The organism is Pseudomonas sp. FW305-28 (assembly GCF_017351395.1).
Classification (GTDB): Bacteria; Pseudomonadota; Gammaproteobacteria; order Pseudomonadales; family Pseudomonadaceae; genus Aquipseudomonas; species Aquipseudomonas fluorescens_AA.
This window is the reverse complement of the sequence record NZ_JACNDD010000058.1, coordinates 1-16,243: the sequence shown is the minus strand read 5'-3', so window position 1 is coordinate 16,243 and position 16,243 is coordinate 1. Positions and strand designations below refer to the sequence as shown.

The 16,243-nt window shown below is 61.7% G+C and carries 14 protein-coding genes; 8 read left to right on the top strand and 6 right to left on the bottom strand.

Annotated elements, in window-relative coordinates:
- Positions 1-18: 18 nt before the first annotated feature.
- A complete protein-coding gene (locus tag J4E53_RS15215) occupies positions 19-1,947 on the bottom strand; it encodes an ATP-dependent DNA helicase RecQ (protein WP_103308427.1) in 1,929 nt (642 codons plus the stop codon).
- 257 nt (positions 1,948-2,204) lie between these two features.
- Between J4E53_RS15215 and J4E53_RS15210 the strand changes: the two genes are divergently transcribed.
- The 3 genes from J4E53_RS15210 to J4E53_RS15200 are packed head-to-tail and all read left to right on the top strand — an operon-like array spanning position 2,205 to position 3,967.
- Complete coding sequence (locus J4E53_RS15210; protein ID WP_103308428.1) at positions 2,205-3,269, top strand: S8 family peptidase; 1,065 nt, start codon at positions 2,205-2,207, stop codon at positions 3,267-3,269.
- Between the two features lie 51 nt (positions 3,270-3,320).
- Positions 3,321-3,566, top strand: coding sequence for a hypothetical protein (locus tag J4E53_RS15205; RefSeq protein WP_146042611.1), 246 nt, complete (start codon positions 3,321-3,323; stop codon positions 3,564-3,566).
- 47 nt (positions 3,567-3,613) lie between these two features.
- The gene (locus tag J4E53_RS15200) at positions 3,614-3,967 is read left to right on the top strand and encodes a DUF1493 family protein (protein ID WP_060739667.1); all 354 of its coding nucleotides are present in this window, start codon (positions 3,614-3,616) and stop codon (positions 3,965-3,967) included.
- 77 nt (positions 3,968-4,044) lie between these two features.
- On the opposite strand, the gene J4E53_RS15195 is transcribed toward J4E53_RS15200, so the two are convergent.
- From J4E53_RS15195 to J4E53_RS15185, 3 genes are all read right to left on the bottom strand, one after another.
- Entirely contained in the window at positions 4,045-5,589 is a 1,545-nt protein-coding gene (locus J4E53_RS15195; protein WP_060739668.1) for a phosphoenolpyruvate carboxykinase, read from the bottom strand.
- A gap of 178 nt (positions 5,590-5,767) precedes the next feature.
- The gene (hslO, locus tag J4E53_RS15190) at positions 5,768-6,670 is read right to left on the bottom strand and encodes an Hsp33 family molecular chaperone HslO (protein ID WP_092201266.1); all 903 of its coding nucleotides are present in this window, start codon (positions 6,668-6,670) and stop codon (positions 5,768-5,770) included.
- 236 nt (positions 6,671-6,906) lie between these two features.
- Positions 6,907-7,311, bottom strand: coding sequence for an RNA-binding S4 domain-containing protein (locus J4E53_RS15185; RefSeq protein ID WP_060739670.1), 405 nt, complete (start codon positions 7,309-7,311; stop codon positions 6,907-6,909).
- Positions 7,312-7,564: 253 nt separating this feature from the next.
- Between J4E53_RS15185 and J4E53_RS15180 the strand changes: the two genes are divergently transcribed.
- Positions 7,565-8,029, top strand: a complete 465-nt coding sequence (locus tag J4E53_RS15180; RefSeq protein WP_170847591.1) for an ATP-dependent zinc protease — start codon at positions 7,565-7,567, stop codon at positions 8,027-8,029.
- A complete protein-coding gene (rimK, locus tag J4E53_RS15175) occupies positions 8,026-8,931 on the top strand; it encodes a 30S ribosomal protein S6--L-glutamate ligase (protein WP_003196697.1) in 906 nt (301 codons plus the stop codon). The genes J4E53_RS15180 and rimK overlap by 4 nt, the downstream gene beginning before the upstream one ends.
- A gap of 185 nt (positions 8,932-9,116) precedes the next feature.
- On the opposite strand, the gene J4E53_RS15170 is transcribed toward rimK, so the two are convergent.
- On the bottom strand, positions 9,117-10,430 hold the full coding sequence (locus J4E53_RS15170) for an ATP-binding protein (protein WP_060739672.1): 1,314 nt from the start codon (positions 10,428-10,430) through the stop codon (positions 9,117-9,119).
- 114 nt (positions 10,431-10,544) lie between these two features.
- Positions 10,545-11,285, bottom strand: coding sequence for a two-component system response regulator OmpR (gene ompR / locus J4E53_RS15165; protein WP_003196691.1), 741 nt, complete (start codon positions 11,283-11,285; stop codon positions 10,545-10,547).
- A gap of 356 nt (positions 11,286-11,641) precedes the next feature.
- On the opposite strand from ompR, the gene J4E53_RS15160 reads away from it, so the two are divergent.
- The 3 genes from J4E53_RS15160 to gshA all read left to right on the top strand — a co-directional run bounded on the left by J4E53_RS15160 (position 11,642) and on the right by gshA (position 16,202).
- Positions 11,642-13,966: a Tex family protein gene (locus J4E53_RS15160; protein ID WP_103308429.1), complete on the top strand. Its 2,325-nt coding sequence runs from the start codon at positions 11,642-11,644 to the stop codon at positions 13,964-13,966.
- Positions 13,966-14,349 (top strand): PaaI family thioesterase, encoded by a 384-nt coding sequence (locus J4E53_RS15155; RefSeq protein WP_103308430.1) that lies wholly within the window; start codon positions 13,966-13,968, stop codon positions 14,347-14,349. The genes J4E53_RS15160 and J4E53_RS15155 overlap by 1 nt, the downstream gene beginning before the upstream one ends.
- Positions 14,350-14,618: 269 nt before the next feature.
- Positions 14,619-16,202 carry a glutamate--cysteine ligase gene (gene gshA, locus J4E53_RS15150; protein ID WP_103308431.1) on the top strand — a complete coding sequence of 528 codons (1,584 nt, stop codon included), beginning with the start codon at positions 14,619-14,621 and terminating at the stop codon, positions 16,200-16,202.
- The last annotated feature ends 41 nt before the right edge of the window (positions 16,203-16,243 follow it).

Below are 16,243 nucleotides of genomic sequence, written 5' to 3'. Positions count from 1 at the left end.
TCAGCGGATGGATACAGCTCACAGGTGCGCTTGAGTCCACTGGCGAACTTCCGCGTATGGATACGCTTCCAGCGCGGCATACCCAGGGATCTTCCGCGCCTTCAATCGGGTGAACAGCGGCACGCTGATCCCGCACAGGAAGCGGGTGAGGCGCTCGGCAGACGGCACGCTGCCGCTGTGCTGCTCATGCTTGTGGATAAAATCGCCACACAGCGCCTCGAAGCTTTTATCCACAAGCGCCGGCAGCGCAGGCGGCTCCGGCAGGCGAGCGATCTGCCCATGGCACACCGAACAGTGGCCACACGGGTGGGGTGCACTGTCGTCGCCGAAATACTGCGCCAAGCGATGACCCAGGCAACGGTCGGTGGCGAACAATTCGAGCATGGCGTGGATCCGCGCGATTTCACCGTGTTCGTGCCGGGTGAAATAGGCATGCAGCTCGGCACTCAAGACCTGCACATCCAGGTCCGCTTCCAGCACGCTGTACACCTCGGTCATCTGCTTGCTTTCCAACTCGATCCAGCCCTTTTCCTGGAAATAATCCAGCGCCTTGACCACACGATTACGCTCAGCGTGGTACTGCTGGTACATCCCGTCGAAATCCACCGTGGCCCAGGTCCGGGCGCGACTGGAAGTCTGGATGATGGCCGCGACGAAGTCCCTTCGCTCACCTTCGAAGCGCTCCAGCAGCTCCTGGGGCTCGGTCAGGAACTTGAAGCGATACTCCGCGAAATAGGCATAGCGCGGCGCGATCAGCCGGCGCAGCTCCAACTGGACCAACAACGTCTTGAGCGGCAGTTGCCGGATATTGCTCTGGTCCGCCAGCGGGCCCAGCAAGAACTCCCATTGCCCATCGGGGGCCGCGGCCTTCAGTTCGTCGAGTACGCAACGAATGCCTGCGAGCTCCGGCGTATCGCCGTACACAAAGTTCTCCAGCACGTTGAGGCTGTCGCGGTTGGCCAGCACCAGGCAATCCGATGGCTGCCCGTCGCGCCCGGCCCGGCCGATTTCCTGGCTGTAGTTTTCGATGGACTTGGGCAGGTCGAAATGCACGACGTTGCGAATATCGCTCTTGTCGATGCCCATGCCGAAAGCGATGGTGGCGACGATGCAATTGGATTGCCCGCCCATGAATCGCCGCTGGATGGCTTCGCGTTGCTCATGGGGCAAACCGGCGTGATAGGCCTCGGCCTCGATACCGTGCTGGCTCAGGTGCTCGGCGATCTGCTCGGCGGTTCGCTGCAAGGTGACATAGACGATGCTCGGCTGCCCGACGCGCGCGCCTAACCACTGCACCAGCCGTGCGCGCTTGGCGACACCCGGTACGGGCTCGACCAACAGATTGAGGTTAGGTCGGTAGAAACCGGTCGTCACCACATCAGCGAAGGCAATGGCGAATTTCGCCTGCATGTCGGCGATGACCTTGGGCGTGGCAGTGGCCGTCAGCAGCAATACCTGGGGAATATTGAACTGGTGCTGGTAATCGGGAAGCTTGAGGTAGTCAGGTCGGAAGTTATGCCCCCATTCCGAAATACAGTGGGCCTCGTCCACCACCAGCAACGAAATCGGCACCTGCTGCAGGAAATTGCGAAAGCGCTCGTTCTTCAGGCGCTCCACGGAAATCATCAGGATCTTCAACTCGCCCGAACGGGCCCGCGCCATGGCGTCGTTGGCTTCGTCACGGCTCTGGGCCGAATCGATACTGGCCGCCGCGATGCCATGGCGCTTGAGGAACACCAACTGGTCCTGCATCAACGCCAGCAGTGGCGAAACCACCAGGGTCAGGTGCGGCAAGAGCAGGGCCGGCAATTGATAACACAGGGACTTGCCCGAGCCGGTGGGGAAGATGGCCGCCGCCGACCGACCGGCCAGCACGGCGCCGATGGCCGTCTCCTGACCGGGACGAAACTGTGGATAACCGAAAACCTGTTCCAGGGTGCTGTGCATGCGCGGTCGCTCCTTTGACTGCTGCGAGACCCAAAGACTAGCGGGACAACGCAGCGCGTCGAGAAAAGGTCGGGGGTAAAAACGATACTGGATGATACAGCGTCGAGCGCCTTTGCCTTGCCACGAGCAGATACAAATCCGGGCAATTTGATGTCTCGTCCCGACTTCGCCACCACGGTAAGGTGCGCCGAAAACTCATGCTGTACGTCAAGGCCAGGAAGCCTGACGCTCGATTTCAATTCTTCAAGGAACGAACCATGCCACACCCATTTTCCGCTCTACGCGCGCTGACGATCACGTCGGCCTCATTACTCGCCGGTTGCTTGACCATCCCCGATCCACCCGGCGTGGATCCCACCCAGTTCGAAACCCCGGAGTATCACGCTCAACAAGGCTTGGCCGTCGTCAAGGCATCAGCGCTCTACGCTCGCGGCGGGACTGGCCAGGATGTTGTCGTGGCGTTGATCGACTCGGGGCTCAACGCCAGCCTTGAGGAGTTCGAGGGCAGACTGGGTGATCCTGGATTCGACCATGTCGAAGACCGTCCCGGCACCGTTGACCGCATCGGTCATGGCACGCAGATGGCCGGTATTCTCGCCGCCAACAAGGACGACCGGGGCATGCACGGCATCGCGTTCAATGCGCGGTTGATCCCCTTTCGCTTTGGCGACGACAACGAGCCGTTTTTCTTCGACAGCGAAATCGCCCGGTCCTGGCAAAGTGGTTTTGACAAGGGTGCCCGGCTGTTCAACAACTCGTGGGCCAACGCCATTCCCGCCACCGAGATCAATGAGGCGCGCTACAACCAGGTGATGCCCGACTCCCTGGCCGTCGCTCGAAAACTGGTCGCGGACGGCGCCGTGCTGGTCTTCCCCACCGGTAACGAACTCAAGCGCGAGCCCCTGGCCGAGCCAGGACTGCCGGTCGCATTGCCAGAACTGGAAAAAGGCTGGATCGCAGTGGTGGCGTTGAAGAACGACGGCAGCGCCATCAATGGCAAATCCAACTATTGCGGCGTCGCAGCCGCCTGGTGCATCGCCGTTCCCGGCGGCGACGCCGGTGCACAGGCCGGCCTGCTCACCGTTGGCAAGGACGGCCGCTACGTGCAGACCGCTGGCACATCTCCCGCCGCCGCGTTGGTCAGTGGCGCACTGGCGGCGCTACAAAGCCTTCACCCGCAACTCAGCCCGCAGCAGATACGCGAACATCTGCTGGCGACAGCCAACCGCACAGGTATCTACGCCAACAGCGAAGCCTATGGCAGAGGATTGATGGACCTTGAGGCCGCCGCACTACGCATGCCTGAACAGATGGCTGACTGAACCCAAACCCTTATCGCTCGCGAGCCTGGCAGCAATCGACTCGCGATACCCATGAACACTTTGCGCCTGCCCCACCAACGGCAGGACGCCCGCGGTTCGCTGCTTGAAAAAGGAAATAACCATGTCGCACAAACTGAACCTACCTACCGTCCTGATGCTGTCCCTACTACTGGGCGGATGCATGAAATTCCCCGACGACCCGCCAATCCTCGCGACGGTCAAAACCGCAATCGCGACGCCTGCGATTTCTTGATTGCAGCGTTCTTCTTTTTCCAACGGGCAACGATTTCCCCCTAAACTTTCCACCGGTACAGACGCACCTCTTTTATTCTGGACATTTCATCATGCACCTTGCGCCAGACTTCCCCGATGACCATGCCATGCGCCAACTCATGGAGCTGCTCCACGAAGAAATCGGCCTGCCTGAACGCAAGACGATTCGCCTGGGCACTGCGATCAATCTCGACTTGGGTTGCGATGGCGCGGACGCCCGGCACCTGATGGAGGCACTGGAGGAGCGGTTCGCCATCGAGCTCATCGACTACGACGCCTACCGCTATTTCCAGCCTGAAGGGTTCGATGTATTTCAAAAGCGCAGGGCCAAGGGCCGGGGGAACAAGCTGCCACTGACCATCGGCATGCTTTACAAGGCGATCAAGGCACAGCGATGGGATACGCGGGAAGTGGAAGAGGCCTAGCTGATCGGCGCGCCTCAAATAGCCGTCCACAAAAAACCGCCCATGAAGGGCGGTTTTTTTCATTCACCAACCAAGCCTTACAGCTGCGGCCCAGCAGCCTTGATCGCGTCGCTCACGTCGAACTTCTTGAAGTTCTCGGTGAACAGGCCGGCCAATGCCTTGGCTGCTTCGTCGTAGGCGGCTTTGTCGGCCCAGGTGTTGCGTGGGTTCAACAGGCCAGTCTCGACGCCTGGAACAGCCAGCGGCACGTCCAGGTTGATGATGTCCAGGTGTTCGGTTTCAGCACCGATCAGCGCGCCGCTCTGGATCGCCGCGATCACCGCACGGGTGGTCGGAATGTTGAAGCGCTTGCCGACGCCGTAGCCGCCACCGGTCCAGCCGGTGTTGACCAGGTAGACCTTGGAGCCGAAACCACGGATGCGCTTGATCAGCAGCTCTGCGTACTCACCGGCCGGGCGCGGGAAGAACGGGGCGCCGAAGCAGGTAGAGAAGGTCGACTTGATGCCGCTGCCCGAACCCATTTCGGTCGAGCCCACCAGTGCGGTGTAGCCGGACAGGAAGTGGTAGGCGGCTTGTTCTTCGCTGAGGATCGACACCGGCGGCAGTACGCCGGTCAGGTCGCAGGTCAGGAAGATCACGGCGTTTGGCTCGCCACCGAGGTTTTTCGGTGCGCGTTTTTCGATCAGCTCACGGGGGTACGCAGCGCGGCTGTTCTGGGTCAGGCTGTCGTCGGCGTAGTCGGCTTTCTTGGTGACCGGGTCCAGGACGACGTTTTCCAGTACGGCGCCGTGCTGGATGGCTTTCCAGATCACCGGCTCGTTCTTCTCGGACAGGTCGATGCACTTGGCGTAGCAGCCGCCTTCGATGTTGAAGACCACGCCCACGCCCCAGCCGTGTTCGTCGTCACCGATCAGGTAACGGCTTTCATCGGCGGACAGGGTGGTCTTGCCGGTGCCCGACAGGCCGAAGAACAGGGTCACATCGCCCTCTTCGCCCATGTTCGCGGCGCAGTGCATCGGCAGCACGTCAACGGCTGGCAGCAGGAAGTTCTGCACGGAGAACAGGGCTTTCTTCATTTCACCGGCGTAGCGCATGCCGGCGATCAGCACTTTCTTGGCCGCGAAATTGATGATCACGGTGCCGTCGGAGTTGGTGCCGTCGCGCTCAGGCTCGCAGACGAAGTTCGGCGCGTTGAGGATCTGCCACTCGTCCTTGCCGCCGGCGTTGTATTGCTCGGGGTTGATGAACAGGCAACGGCCAAACAGGTTGTGCCACGCCGTCTCGGTGGTCATCTTGACCGGCAGGTAGTGCGCAGGATCGGAACCTACATGCACATGGGAGACAAAACGCTCGCGCTCGCCCAAGTAGGCTTCGACGCGGTTCCACAGGGCATCGAACTTGTCGGCCGGGAACTTGCGGTTGATCGGGCCCCAGGCGATGGCGTCCTGGGTGGTTGGCTCTTCCACGATGAAACGGTCGACTGGCGAGCGACCGGTACGATGACCGGTACGAACAACCAGCGCGCCAGTATCGGCAAGCTCGCCTTCACCGCGATTCAGGGCTTCTTTGACCAGATCATCGACACTCAGATCGGTGTACACGGCGTTATTGGCTTGCGTCATGAGATTCCCCGTCGGCCCGTGGCCGAGTGCTCCAAACGTTTTGTAGTAGGAAGTCGCGCACTACTACCCGAAAAAAGTGGGCCGGATTATGCCAGAAAAGCCCAAAAAAAGTAGGGCCCTCCCGTCAGTACGGCGTAAATCCGGCGTTTGCCAGGAGATTTACCTGCGCTGAACCGTTTTAGTGTCGAGTATCTGACGGTGTGTCGACACCCGCACCGGCGAACAATTGAGCGATGTCCGCCGCGTCGAACAGGTAGCGCTCGTTGCAGAACTGGCAGTCGATCTCGATGGCACCGCCATGCTCGATCACCAGTTGCTGCGCATCTTCCAGACCCAGACTGACCAGCGCATTGCCGGAACGTTCACGAGAGCAGCTGCATTGGAAGCGCAACGGCTGGCCGTCGAACAAGCGTACCTGCTCCTCGTGATAGAGGCGATGCAGCACGGTTTCGTTGTCCAGGCTCAGCAGCTCATCGGCGCTCAGGGTGCTGGCCAGAGCGGTGATGTGCTGCCAACTGGCGTCGCGTTCCTCCGGGTCGCGAAGGCGATCGGCGGGCAGTTGTTGCAGCAGCAGACCCCGCGCGCGCCGCCCGTCGGCGTAGAGCCAGAAACGGGTATTGGTCTGCTGGGACATGACGAAGTAGTTGGTGAAGCACTCGGCCAGGGTCGCGCCGTCGAGATCGACGATGCCCTGGTAGCGCTTGCCGTGGGTAGGGTCCACCGTCAGGGCCAGCACGCCGTCGGGCATCATGTCGGCCAGGGTCGCGTCGGGCGCGATCTGCTCGGCGTGATAACGGGCCAGGCCACGGATCTCGCGCTCGCTGGAGCACTCGATCATCAGCAGCGGGACCGGACCTTCGGAACGCGCCTGGAGAATCAGCAAGCCATCGAACTTCAAGGTGCCCACCAGCAACGCCGCAGCCGCCATCAGCTCGCCGAGCAGTTGTGCGACCGGCTCCGGATAGGGGTGCTTGGCGAGGACTTCGGCGTAGCTACGCTCCAACGCCACCAGCTCGCCACGGGCGTCGCTGTCATCGAAGATGAAACGTTGGGTGTAGTCGGTATCCGGTAAATCAGTCATAGGATCTGGTATCTGAGGTGATGACAAATGATGGCGGGCATTTTATGGGCATTCAGGGTGGGTTCCAAGCAAGGCTTGGGTTTGCCTGACGGGAAGAGACCGATGCCTCAATCCGAATGGTCATTGTGGCGAGGGAGCTTGCTCCCGCTCGGTTGCGCAGCGACCGTCAGATTTTGGGGCCGCTACGCAGCCCAGCGGGAGCAAGCTCCCTCGCCACGGGCCTTGCGCCAGCCTTTTTATTCGTTATTGCTGCCGTGAAACTTGAACAGGTCCCGGCGCTGCTTCTTGCTCGGCTTGCCATCGGTACTGACCCCCAATGCGCCGGCCTTGCGTTGCGCGGCGGCGGCTTCGCGCTTGGCGATGCTGGCTTCGGTTTCGCGATACAACGCCTGCGCTTCAGGTGCGCCGCGACGCACGATCGACAGGGCCTCGACCACCACGGTCTTTTCATCGAACCCGGTGCGGATGACAAACTCATCGCCGATGCGGGGCTCCTTGCCCGGCTTGCAGCGCTCTCCCCGGTGATGGACCTTGCCGCTTTCGATGGCGGTCTTGGCCAGGGCCCGCGTCTTGTAGAAGCGCGCCGCCCACAACCATTTATCGAGACGGACCTTGTCGTCTTCTTCCTTTTTTTGTGCCACTGCAATTCCTCTTTCTGCCATTAGCCGGAACTGTACTACCGTTTTTGTCGAGCGCACGAATCAGGCCCGACGGATAGAATGCCCGCCAAACCGACGCCATACCCATCGCTTCGGCCGGAATCGGTTACAAGCACACACAAGTGCGTAGATAACTGTCGCCATTTTGTGATTATTCTGCGTGAATACCGCGATTCGCGGAGTCCACGATCCGATGCACTGATCGCAGGTTTTTTTATTGAAGACTTTTGACCATTTGACCGTTGTCGGTCTGCGCGAGTGGGTGGCGCTCCCGGATCTGGGAGTCGTGGGCCTGCGGGCAAAAATCGACACCGGGGCCAGCACCTCCAGCCTGCATGCCACTGACATCGAGCCGTTCGAGCGCGATGGCGAAAAGTGGGTGCGCTTCACGGCGCACCTTGGCACGGTGGTGCAATTGCGCCATCGCCGCTGCGAAGCCCCGCTGGTGGCGCGCAAGACCATAAAGAGTTCCAACGGCCACGCTCAGGTCCGCTACGTGATCAGCACCACGTTGGCGCTGGGTGACCGGGTCTGGCGGGTCGAGTTCACCCTCGCCTGCCGCAAATCCATGCGATATCGCCTGTTACTGGGTTCCAAAGCCTTGATCGACGGCCAACTGGTGGTCAATCCGGGCACCAAATATGTTCAAGAAAAGCCGGCATTCCCGGTGTCCACTACCTCTGCCACAGGTGTTGCATGAAGATCGCTGTGCTGTCGCGTAATCCGCGTCTGTATTCCACTCGTCGCCTGGTTGAAGCCGGGACCGAACGTGGCCATGAAATGGTGGTGATCGATACCCTGCGCGCCTACATGAACATCGCCAGCCACAAGCCGCAGATCCACTACCGTGGCAAGCCGCTGGAAGGGTTCGACGCGGTGATCCCGCGCATCGGCGCATCGGTGACGTTCTATGGTTGCGCGGTGTTGCGCCAGTTCGAAATGATGGGGGTGTTTCCCCTCAACGAGTCCGTGGCCATCGCCCGTTCCCGGGACAAGCTGCGCTCGCTGCAATTGCTGTCACGGCGTGGGATCGGCCTGCCGGTCACCGGTTTTGCCCACTCGCCCGACGACATTCCCGACCTGATCGCGATGGTCAACGGCGCACCGCTGGTGATCAAGGTGCTGGAAGGCACCCAGGGCATCGGCGTGGTCCTGTGTGAAACCGCGACGGCGGCGGAGTCAGTGATCGAGGCATTCATGGGCCTGAAGCAGAACATCATGGTCCAGGAATACATCAAGGAAGCCGGTGGCGCCGACATTCGCTGCTTCGTGGTCGGCGACAAAGTGATTGCCTCGATGAAACGCCAGGCCAAGCCCGGTGAGTTCCGCTCCAACCTGCATCGCGGTGGTAGCGCCAGCCTGATCAAAATCACCCCGGAAGAGCGCATGACCGCCCTGCGGGCCGCAAAGGTCATGGGCCTGGCCGTGGCGGGCGTGGACATCCTGCGCTCCAACCACGGGCCACTGGTGATGGAGGTCAACTCCTCGCCGGGCCTGGAAGGCATCGAGACCACCACCAGCAAGAACGTGGCGGGGATCATCATCGAGCACCTGGAAAAAAATGGCGGGCCGAACATGACCCGGACCAAAGGAAAGGGCTGAGCCAACACAAAACCCTGTGGGAGCGAGCCTTTGTGGGAGCGGAGCTTGTGTGGGAGCCGAGCTTGCTCGCGATAGTGGTGCGCCAGTCGAGATCAACTTTACTGATCCACCGCAATCGCGAGCAAGCTCGGCTCCCACAGGTCCTCTGGTTCCCACAGGTTCTCTGTCTTACTTGAGAGAGATGGCTACACCGCATCCCTTGGCAGCATCAACCCCAACGGCAACCGCACCCGAGCCTCCAGCCCGCCACCGGCGCGGTTGCGCAGCTCGACGTTGCCGCCGTGCATCGAGGCGATACGCTTGACGATGGCCAGGCCCAGCCCCGTGCCTTTCCCACCCCGGGCGCGATCGCCCCGGGTGAAGGGGTTGAAAATGGCTTCCAGCTCCGAGGGATCGATGCCGGCGCCACGGTCCATGACGCTCAGCACCACGTAAGGCGCGCTGGTGTCGCCGGAGACATAGGCCGCCACTTCGACGCCGGCGCCGGCATGGTTCAGGGCATTGCCGATCAGGTTGTTCAACAAACGCTTCATCGACACCCGGCGCAACGGGAACGGCTGAATCGGCTCCAGGCGCAGGTGCACTTTCTCGTCGTTCTGGTTATAGGGCGCGACCACTTCCCGCACCAACTCGCTGAGGTCCACCTCTTCCACGGACTCATCACGCCCGTCGCGTATGAACGCCAGGAACTGGTCGAGAATCGCGTCCATGTCCTCGATGTCGCGGACCATCTCATCGGTCAGGTCGGTGTGCTCGCCCATCAATTCCAGCGACAACCGCAGCCGGGTCAAGGGCGTGCGCAGGTCGTGGGAGACGCCCGCCAGCATCAGCTCGCGTTCGCGCCCGGCCTGTTCCACATCCTCGGCCATCTGGTTGAAGGCGCGGTAGACCTCGGTCATCTCGCTGGGCGTATCGCTGATGGGCAGCCGCACGCTGCGACCCTGGCCCAGTTGGCGGGCGGCGTAGACCAGGCGCTTCAACGGTTGGTTGAGCTGGCTGACGAAGATCCACGCCGATGCCGTCGATAGCAGGCCGATGGCGAGGAACCAGCCGAGCACGTTCCAGATTTTCTGGCCGCGCAACGGATGCGGATACAACGGCACTTTCAGCCAGCCATCCCCCAGGCTTGGAGCCCGCACCCAAAGCGCCGGCGGCGAATGCATGCGCAATCGCACCTCGGTATCGGCGCCCAGTTCGGCTTGCATCTGGCGTTGATAGATCTCGCTGTAGGGCCAATGCTGCTCGCCCTCCGGCACGCCGGCACCGACGACACGGATCAGCGTCGCCGCCTCGGCAATTTTCGCCCGGTTGGTTTCGTCCGCCGCCCAATAGGCCCGCAGGGTCAAGGCAACGCCGTGGCTGTACTGTCGGTCCACGAGCACGTCTTCGTTCATCAGCAGGTACACCAACGTCAGTGCCTTGGAAAAGAGCACGACGATCAGCACCAGCCAGAGGGTGCGGGAGAAGAAACTCTGGGGGAACCAAACGGGGGTTTTCATGAATAACCGCTACACACTTGCAGGAGCGAGCGATGCTCGCACAATGACAGACCGCGAGTCGCCTGGAAGAAGACATTTCAACCGGCCAGGCCACCCGCTCCTACAAATCGCCGATCACTTGCTGGCGGCGCCATCCGGCACGAACACGTAACCCACGCCCCAGACGGTCTGGATATACCGCGGCTTGGAAGGATCAGGCTCGATCATCCGGCGCAGGCGGGAAATCTGTACGTCGATGGAGCGCTCCAGCGCATCCCATTCACGACCGCGGGCCAGGTTCATCAGCTTGTCGCGGGTCAGCGGCTGGCGAGCGTTCATCACCAGGGCCTTGAGCACGGCGAACTCACCGGTGGTGAGCATGTGGACCTCATCACCGCGCTTGAGCTCACGGGTGGCCAGGGACAGTTCATAGTCGCCGAAGGTCACGCTTTCATCTTCGCTGCCCGGCGCGCCAGGCACCGGTGCCGACTGGCGACGCAGTACCGCCTTGACGCGGGCCATCAACTCGTCGGGGTTGAACGGCTTGGCCAGGTAATCGTCGGCGCCCAGTTCGAGGCCCTTGATACGGCTCAGCTCGTCGCCCTTGGCGGTGAGCATGATGATCGGGATCTGGTTGTTGGCGCCGCGCAGGCGGCGGCAGGCGGTCAGGCCGTCTTCACCGGGCAGCATCAGGTCGAGTACGACCAGGTTGAACACTTCACGGGCCAGCAACCGATCCATTTGCTCGGTGTTCGGTACGGTGCGGGCACGGTAGCCCTTGCTGACGAAAAAGCGTTCCAGCAGGCTGCTCAGCCCTGGATCGTCGTCAACAATAAGAATTTTTTCGCCTTCAGCAGTTTGTGCAGTGCTGCTCATAGGAAGCTCCTTTGATCTCGGCGCGCATTATGGCCTAGCTGCCGTTATACGCACCGTGTGCATTGTTAGCAGATTTTTCCTCTATCTCCACAAATCCGGGTATCAAGCCTACAGACCATGTCCCCCCCTCAGGACGGAACGCTGGTTATAATGCGCGGCCTTTTGTGCCAGGGAATGCCGGATCGTGATCCCGGCGTGCCATTTTTTCAGCCTTGGCAAGGCAACTTTTTGAATTTCGCGGGTCAACAGGCAGCCTTTTGACCCAGGCAGCGGCGCATGCCAGGCCGCTCAACCAGTCTCGCCGAGCCCGGTTTCTGTGGTGGCGAGCCTGATTTCACAATTTGTCAGGTGGTTTTATGGACAGCATCAACAGCCGCATCGCCGAGGAACTCGGTGTACGCCCACAACAGGTCGAAGCGGCCGTCGCGCTACTCGATGAAGGTTCCACGGTGCCGTTCATCGCCCGTTACCGGAAAGAAGTGACCGGCAGCCTCGATGACACCCAACTGCGGCATCTGGAAGAGCGCCTGCGCTACCTGCGAGAACTCGACGAACGGCGCATCAGCATCCTGGCCAGCATCCAGGAGCAGGGCAAGCTGACCCCGCAACTCGAGCGCGACATCAAGCTGGCCGACACCAAGACTCGTCTCGAAGACTTGTACCTGCCCTACAAGCAAAAGCGCCGCACCAAGGGCCAGATCGCCCTGGAAGCCGGCCTCGGCGAGCTGGCCGACGGCCTGTTCAACGACCCGACCCAGGCCCCGGAAACCGAAGCTGCGCGCTTCGTCGATGCCGAAAAAGGCGTGGCGGACGTGAAAGCCGCGCTGGAAGGCGCCAAGTACATCCTCATGGAGCGTTTCGCCGAAGACGCCAACCTGTTGGAAAAACTGCGCAACTTCCTCAAACAGGAAGCCATCCTCAGCGCCCGGGTCATCGCGGGCAAGGAAGAGGAAGGCGCGAAGTTCCGCGATTACTTCGAACACGACGAACCGCTCAAGAGCATGCCGTCCCACCGCGCCCTGGCGATTTTCCGGGGTCGCAACGAAGGCATCCTCAGCTCCGCCCTGAAGGTCGGTGAAGAATTGCCGGGCACCATGCACCCGTGCGAAGGCATGATCGGCCAGCAGTTCGGCATCCAGAACCAGAACCGCGCCGCCGACAAATGGCTGGCCGAAGTGGTGCGCTGGACCTGGAAGGTCAAGCTCTACACCCACCTGGAAACCGACCTGCTGGGCGAGTTGCGCGACAACGCCGAGACCGAGGCGATCAACGTGTTCGCCCACAATCTGCACGACCTGCTGCTGGCCGCACCGGCCGGCCCCCGTGCCACCCTGGGCCTGGACCCGGGCCTGCGCACCGGTTGCAAGGTGGCGGTGGTGGACTCCACCGGCAAGCTGCTGGATCACGCCACGGTCTACCCGCACGTGCCGCACAACAAGTGGGACCAGACCCTCGCCGTGCTCGCCGCCCTGTGCGCCAAGCATTCGGTGGACCTGATCGCCATCGGCAACGGCACCGCCAGCCGCGAGACCGACAAACTGGCCGCCGAGCTGATCAAGAAATACCCTGCCATGAAAATGACCAAGGTCATGGTCTCCGAGGCCGGCGCTTCGGTTTACTCGGCGTCGGAACTGGCTTCCAAGGAATTCCCCGACCTGGATGTGTCGATCCGTGGCGCAGTGTCCATCGCCCGTCGCCTGCAGGATCCACTGGCGGAGCTGGTGAAGATCGACCCTAAATCCATCGGTGTCGGCCAGTACCAGCACGACGTTTCCCAACTGAAACTGGCCCGTGGCCTGGACGCCGTGGTGGAAGACTGCGTGAACGCCGTGGGTGTGGACGTGAACACCGCTTCGGTGGCGCTGCTGGCGCGGATCTCCGGCCTGAACGCCACGCTGGCGCAGAACATCGTCACCCACCGTGACGAACATGGCGCGTTCAAGACCCGCGCCGCGTTGAAGAAAGTCCCACGCCTGGGTGAAAAAACCTTCGAACAGGCCGCCGGCTTCCTGCGGGTCATGAACGGCGACAACCCGCTGGATTCGTCGGCCGTCCACCCCGAAGCCTACCCGCTGGTGCAACGCATTGCCGCCCAGACTGACCGCGACATTCGTTCGCTGATCGGTGATGCCGCATTCCTCAAGCGCCTGGACCCGAAGAAATTCACCGACGAAACCTTCGGCCTGCCCACCGTCACCGACATCCTCCAGGAACTGGAAAAACCGGGCCGCGACCCGCGTCCCGAGTTCAAGACCGCCGAGTTCCAGGACGGCGTCGAGGACCTCAAGGACCTGCAACCGGGCATGATCCTCGAAGGCGTGGTGACCAACGTCACCAACTTCGGCGCCTTTGTCGACATCGGCGTGCACCAGGACGGGCTGGTGCACATCTCGGCACTCTCCGAGAAGTTCATCAAGGACCCGCGCGAAGCGGTGAAGGCTGGCGATGTGGTGAAAGTGAAGGTCATGGAAGTCGACATCCCGCGCAAACGCGTCGGCCTGTCGATGCGCATGAGCGACACACCGGGCGAGAAAATCGACGGTGCCCGTGGTGCGCGTCCTGGCTCGACCCCGCGTCAGTCGCAGAACACCGCGCCGCGCAAGGAAACCGCCACCGCGGCCCCGGCGAACAACGCCATGGCTTCGCTGTTCGCCAACGCCAAGCCGTTGAAGAAGCGCTGATGGACGTGCCAGCCGGGTTGGTGGAAAGCGCCTTTTTCAAGCTGCTCGGCTGCCGCTTGCAGAACCTGGGGGACGGGGTGGCGCAAGTCGCCCTGGGCCTCGAGCCGCCGTTGCGCAACCGCGGCGGCAAGCTGCACGGCGGTGCACTGTTCAGCCTGGTGGACATCGCCATGGGCCTGGCCTGCTCCAGTGTCCATGGCTTTGACCAGCAAAGCGCGACCATCGAATGCAAGATCAACTACATTCGCGCCGTGTCCGACGGCGAAGTGCTGTGCACTGCCCGGGTCATCCACCCGGGCCGGCGCACGCTGGTGGTCGAGGCCGAGGTGATGCAAGGCGACAAACTGGTCGCAAAAGCGCAAGGCACGTTCGCTGTCCTATAGCTCCCTGTCATCGATTTGAGTTAATTTCGACGCCATGAATGCAGTGTCGGGCTTTCCTGTGGGAGCGAGCTTGCTCGCGATAACGGAGGGTCAGTCAAGATCAACGTTACTGATCCACCGCCATCGCGAGCAAGCTCGCTCCCACAGTGGGGTTGCGGTGGCTAGCTTTTGGCACGAAAACCAGGCGAAAACGCCAGTTTTAACTTCACCCTTGTAGACCGTCTTGCCCACCCCCATATTGGGGCGACTGACGCGTGAAGGAATTCAACTTGAGCGACCTTTTAAACCGCCGCCTGGCCTTGCTCGGCGAGCGCGCCAACCTCTCCCTGCTCGAACAGTGCCTGCACGGCATCGAGCGTGAATGCCTGCGTGTCACGGACGATGGGCGCCTGGCGCAGACTCCGCACCCCAAGGCCCTGGGTTCGGCGCTGACCAACGAACAGATCACTACCGACTATTCCGAGTCGCTGCTGGAGTTCATCACGCCGGCCCTGGCCAACCCGGCCGATACCTTGCGCAGCCTCGACAAGATCCACCGGTTTGCCTACAGCAAACTGGGTGACGAGTACTTGTGGAGCCCGTCGATGCCGTGCCCACTGCCGGCCGAAGAAGAGATTCCGATCGCCTACTACGGCACCTCGAATATCGGCCAGCTCAAGTACGTCTATCGCAAGGGCCTGGCCCTGCGCTACGGCAAGACCATGCAATGCATCGCCGGGATCCACTACAACTTTTCCCTGCCGGAAAAGCTCTGGCCGCTGCTCCGTCAGAACGAAGCCGCCGATCTGAGCGACCGTGACTTCCAATCGTCGGCCTACATCGCGCTGATCCGCAATTTCCGCCGCTACAGCTGGTTGCTGATGTACCTGTTCGGTGCCTCGCCGGCCCTGGACGTCGGTTTCCTGCGGGGCCGTCCGCACCAGTTGGAACAACTGGACCCGGACACCTTGTACCTGCCCTACGCCACCAGCCTGCGCATGAGCGACCTGGGTTACCAGAGCAACGCCCAGGCCGGCCTCACGCCCTGCTACAACGACCTGGCGAGCTACACCGACAGCCTGCGCAAAGCGGTGGCGACGCCCTACGCGCCGTACGTCGAAGTCGGCACTCACCAGAACGGCGAGTGGGTGCAGCTCAATACCAACATCTTGCAGATCGAAAACGAGTACTACTCCAACATCCGTCCCAAGCGCGTGACCTACACCGGCGAGCGACCGATCCAGGCCTTGATGGCCCGGGGTATCCAGTACGTCGAAGTGCGCTGCCTGGACATCAACCCGTTCCTGCCGATGGGTATCGACCTCACCGAAGCGCGGTTTCTCGATGCGTTCCTGCTGTATTGCGGCCTCAATGACAGCCCGCAGCTGGAAAACAACGAATGCGGCAACGCCACGAGCAACTTCCTGACCGTGGTCAAGGAAGGTCGCAAGCCAGGCCTGCAATTGCAGCGCCAGGGTCAAGCGGTGGACATGCAGGCCTGGGCCGTGGAATTGCTGGAAAAAATCGCTCCGCTGGCCGCGCTGCTCGACCAGAGCCAGGGTGGCGATGCCCATCGCCAGGCACTGGACGCGCAATTGGCGAAAGTCCGTGATCCGTCCCTGACGCCTTCCGCCCAGGTGCTGGCCGCCATGGCCGAACACCAGGAAAGCTTCGCCCAATTCTCCCTGCGCCAAAGCAAGGCCCACGCCGAGTTCTTCCGCGCCGAGCCGTTGCCTGCCCAGGAACAAGCGACATTCGAAGAGACCGCACGCGAGTCGCTGGTCCAGCAAGCTGAGCTGGAACAGAACGAGGTGGGGGATTTCGATGTGTTCGTGGGTTCTTACCAGGCAAGCATCCTGGCGATCAGTAACTGATCAGCCCGCCTTGGCGGGGATACTCTTGTGGCGAGGGAGCT

Coding starts and splice junctions, on each gene's coding strand:
- J4E53_RS15215 (WP_103308427.1), bottom strand. CDS start 1,947: ATGCACAGCACCCTGGAACAGGTTTTCGGTTATCCACAGTTTCGTCCC.
- J4E53_RS15210 (WP_103308428.1), top strand. CDS start 2,205: ATGCCACACCCATTTTCCGCTCTACGCGCGCTGACGATCACGTCGGCC.
- J4E53_RS15205 (WP_146042611.1), top strand. CDS start 3,321: ATGAACACTTTGCGCCTGCCCCACCAACGGCAGGACGCCCGCGGTTCG.
- J4E53_RS15200 (WP_060739667.1), top strand. CDS start 3,614: ATGCACCTTGCGCCAGACTTCCCCGATGACCATGCCATGCGCCAACTC.
- J4E53_RS15195 (WP_060739668.1), bottom strand. CDS start 5,589: ATGACGCAAGCCAATAACGCCGTGTACACCGATCTGAGTGTCGATGAT.
- hslO (WP_092201266.1), bottom strand. CDS start 6,670: ATGACTGATTTACCGGATACCGACTACACCCAACGTTTCATCTTCGAT.
- rimK (WP_003196697.1), top strand. CDS start 8,026: ATGAAGATCGCTGTGCTGTCGCGTAATCCGCGTCTGTATTCCACTCGT.
- J4E53_RS15170 (WP_060739672.1), bottom strand. CDS start 10,430: ATGAAAACCCCCGTTTGGTTCCCCCAGAGTTTCTTCTCCCGCACCCTC.
- ompR (WP_003196691.1), bottom strand. CDS start 11,285: ATGAGCAGCACTGCACAAACTGCTGAAGGCGAAAAAATTCTTATTGTT.
- J4E53_RS15160 (WP_103308429.1), top strand. CDS start 11,642: ATGGACAGCATCAACAGCCGCATCGCCGAGGAACTCGGTGTACGCCCA.
- J4E53_RS15155 (WP_103308430.1), top strand. CDS start 13,966: ATGGACGTGCCAGCCGGGTTGGTGGAAAGCGCCTTTTTCAAGCTGCTC.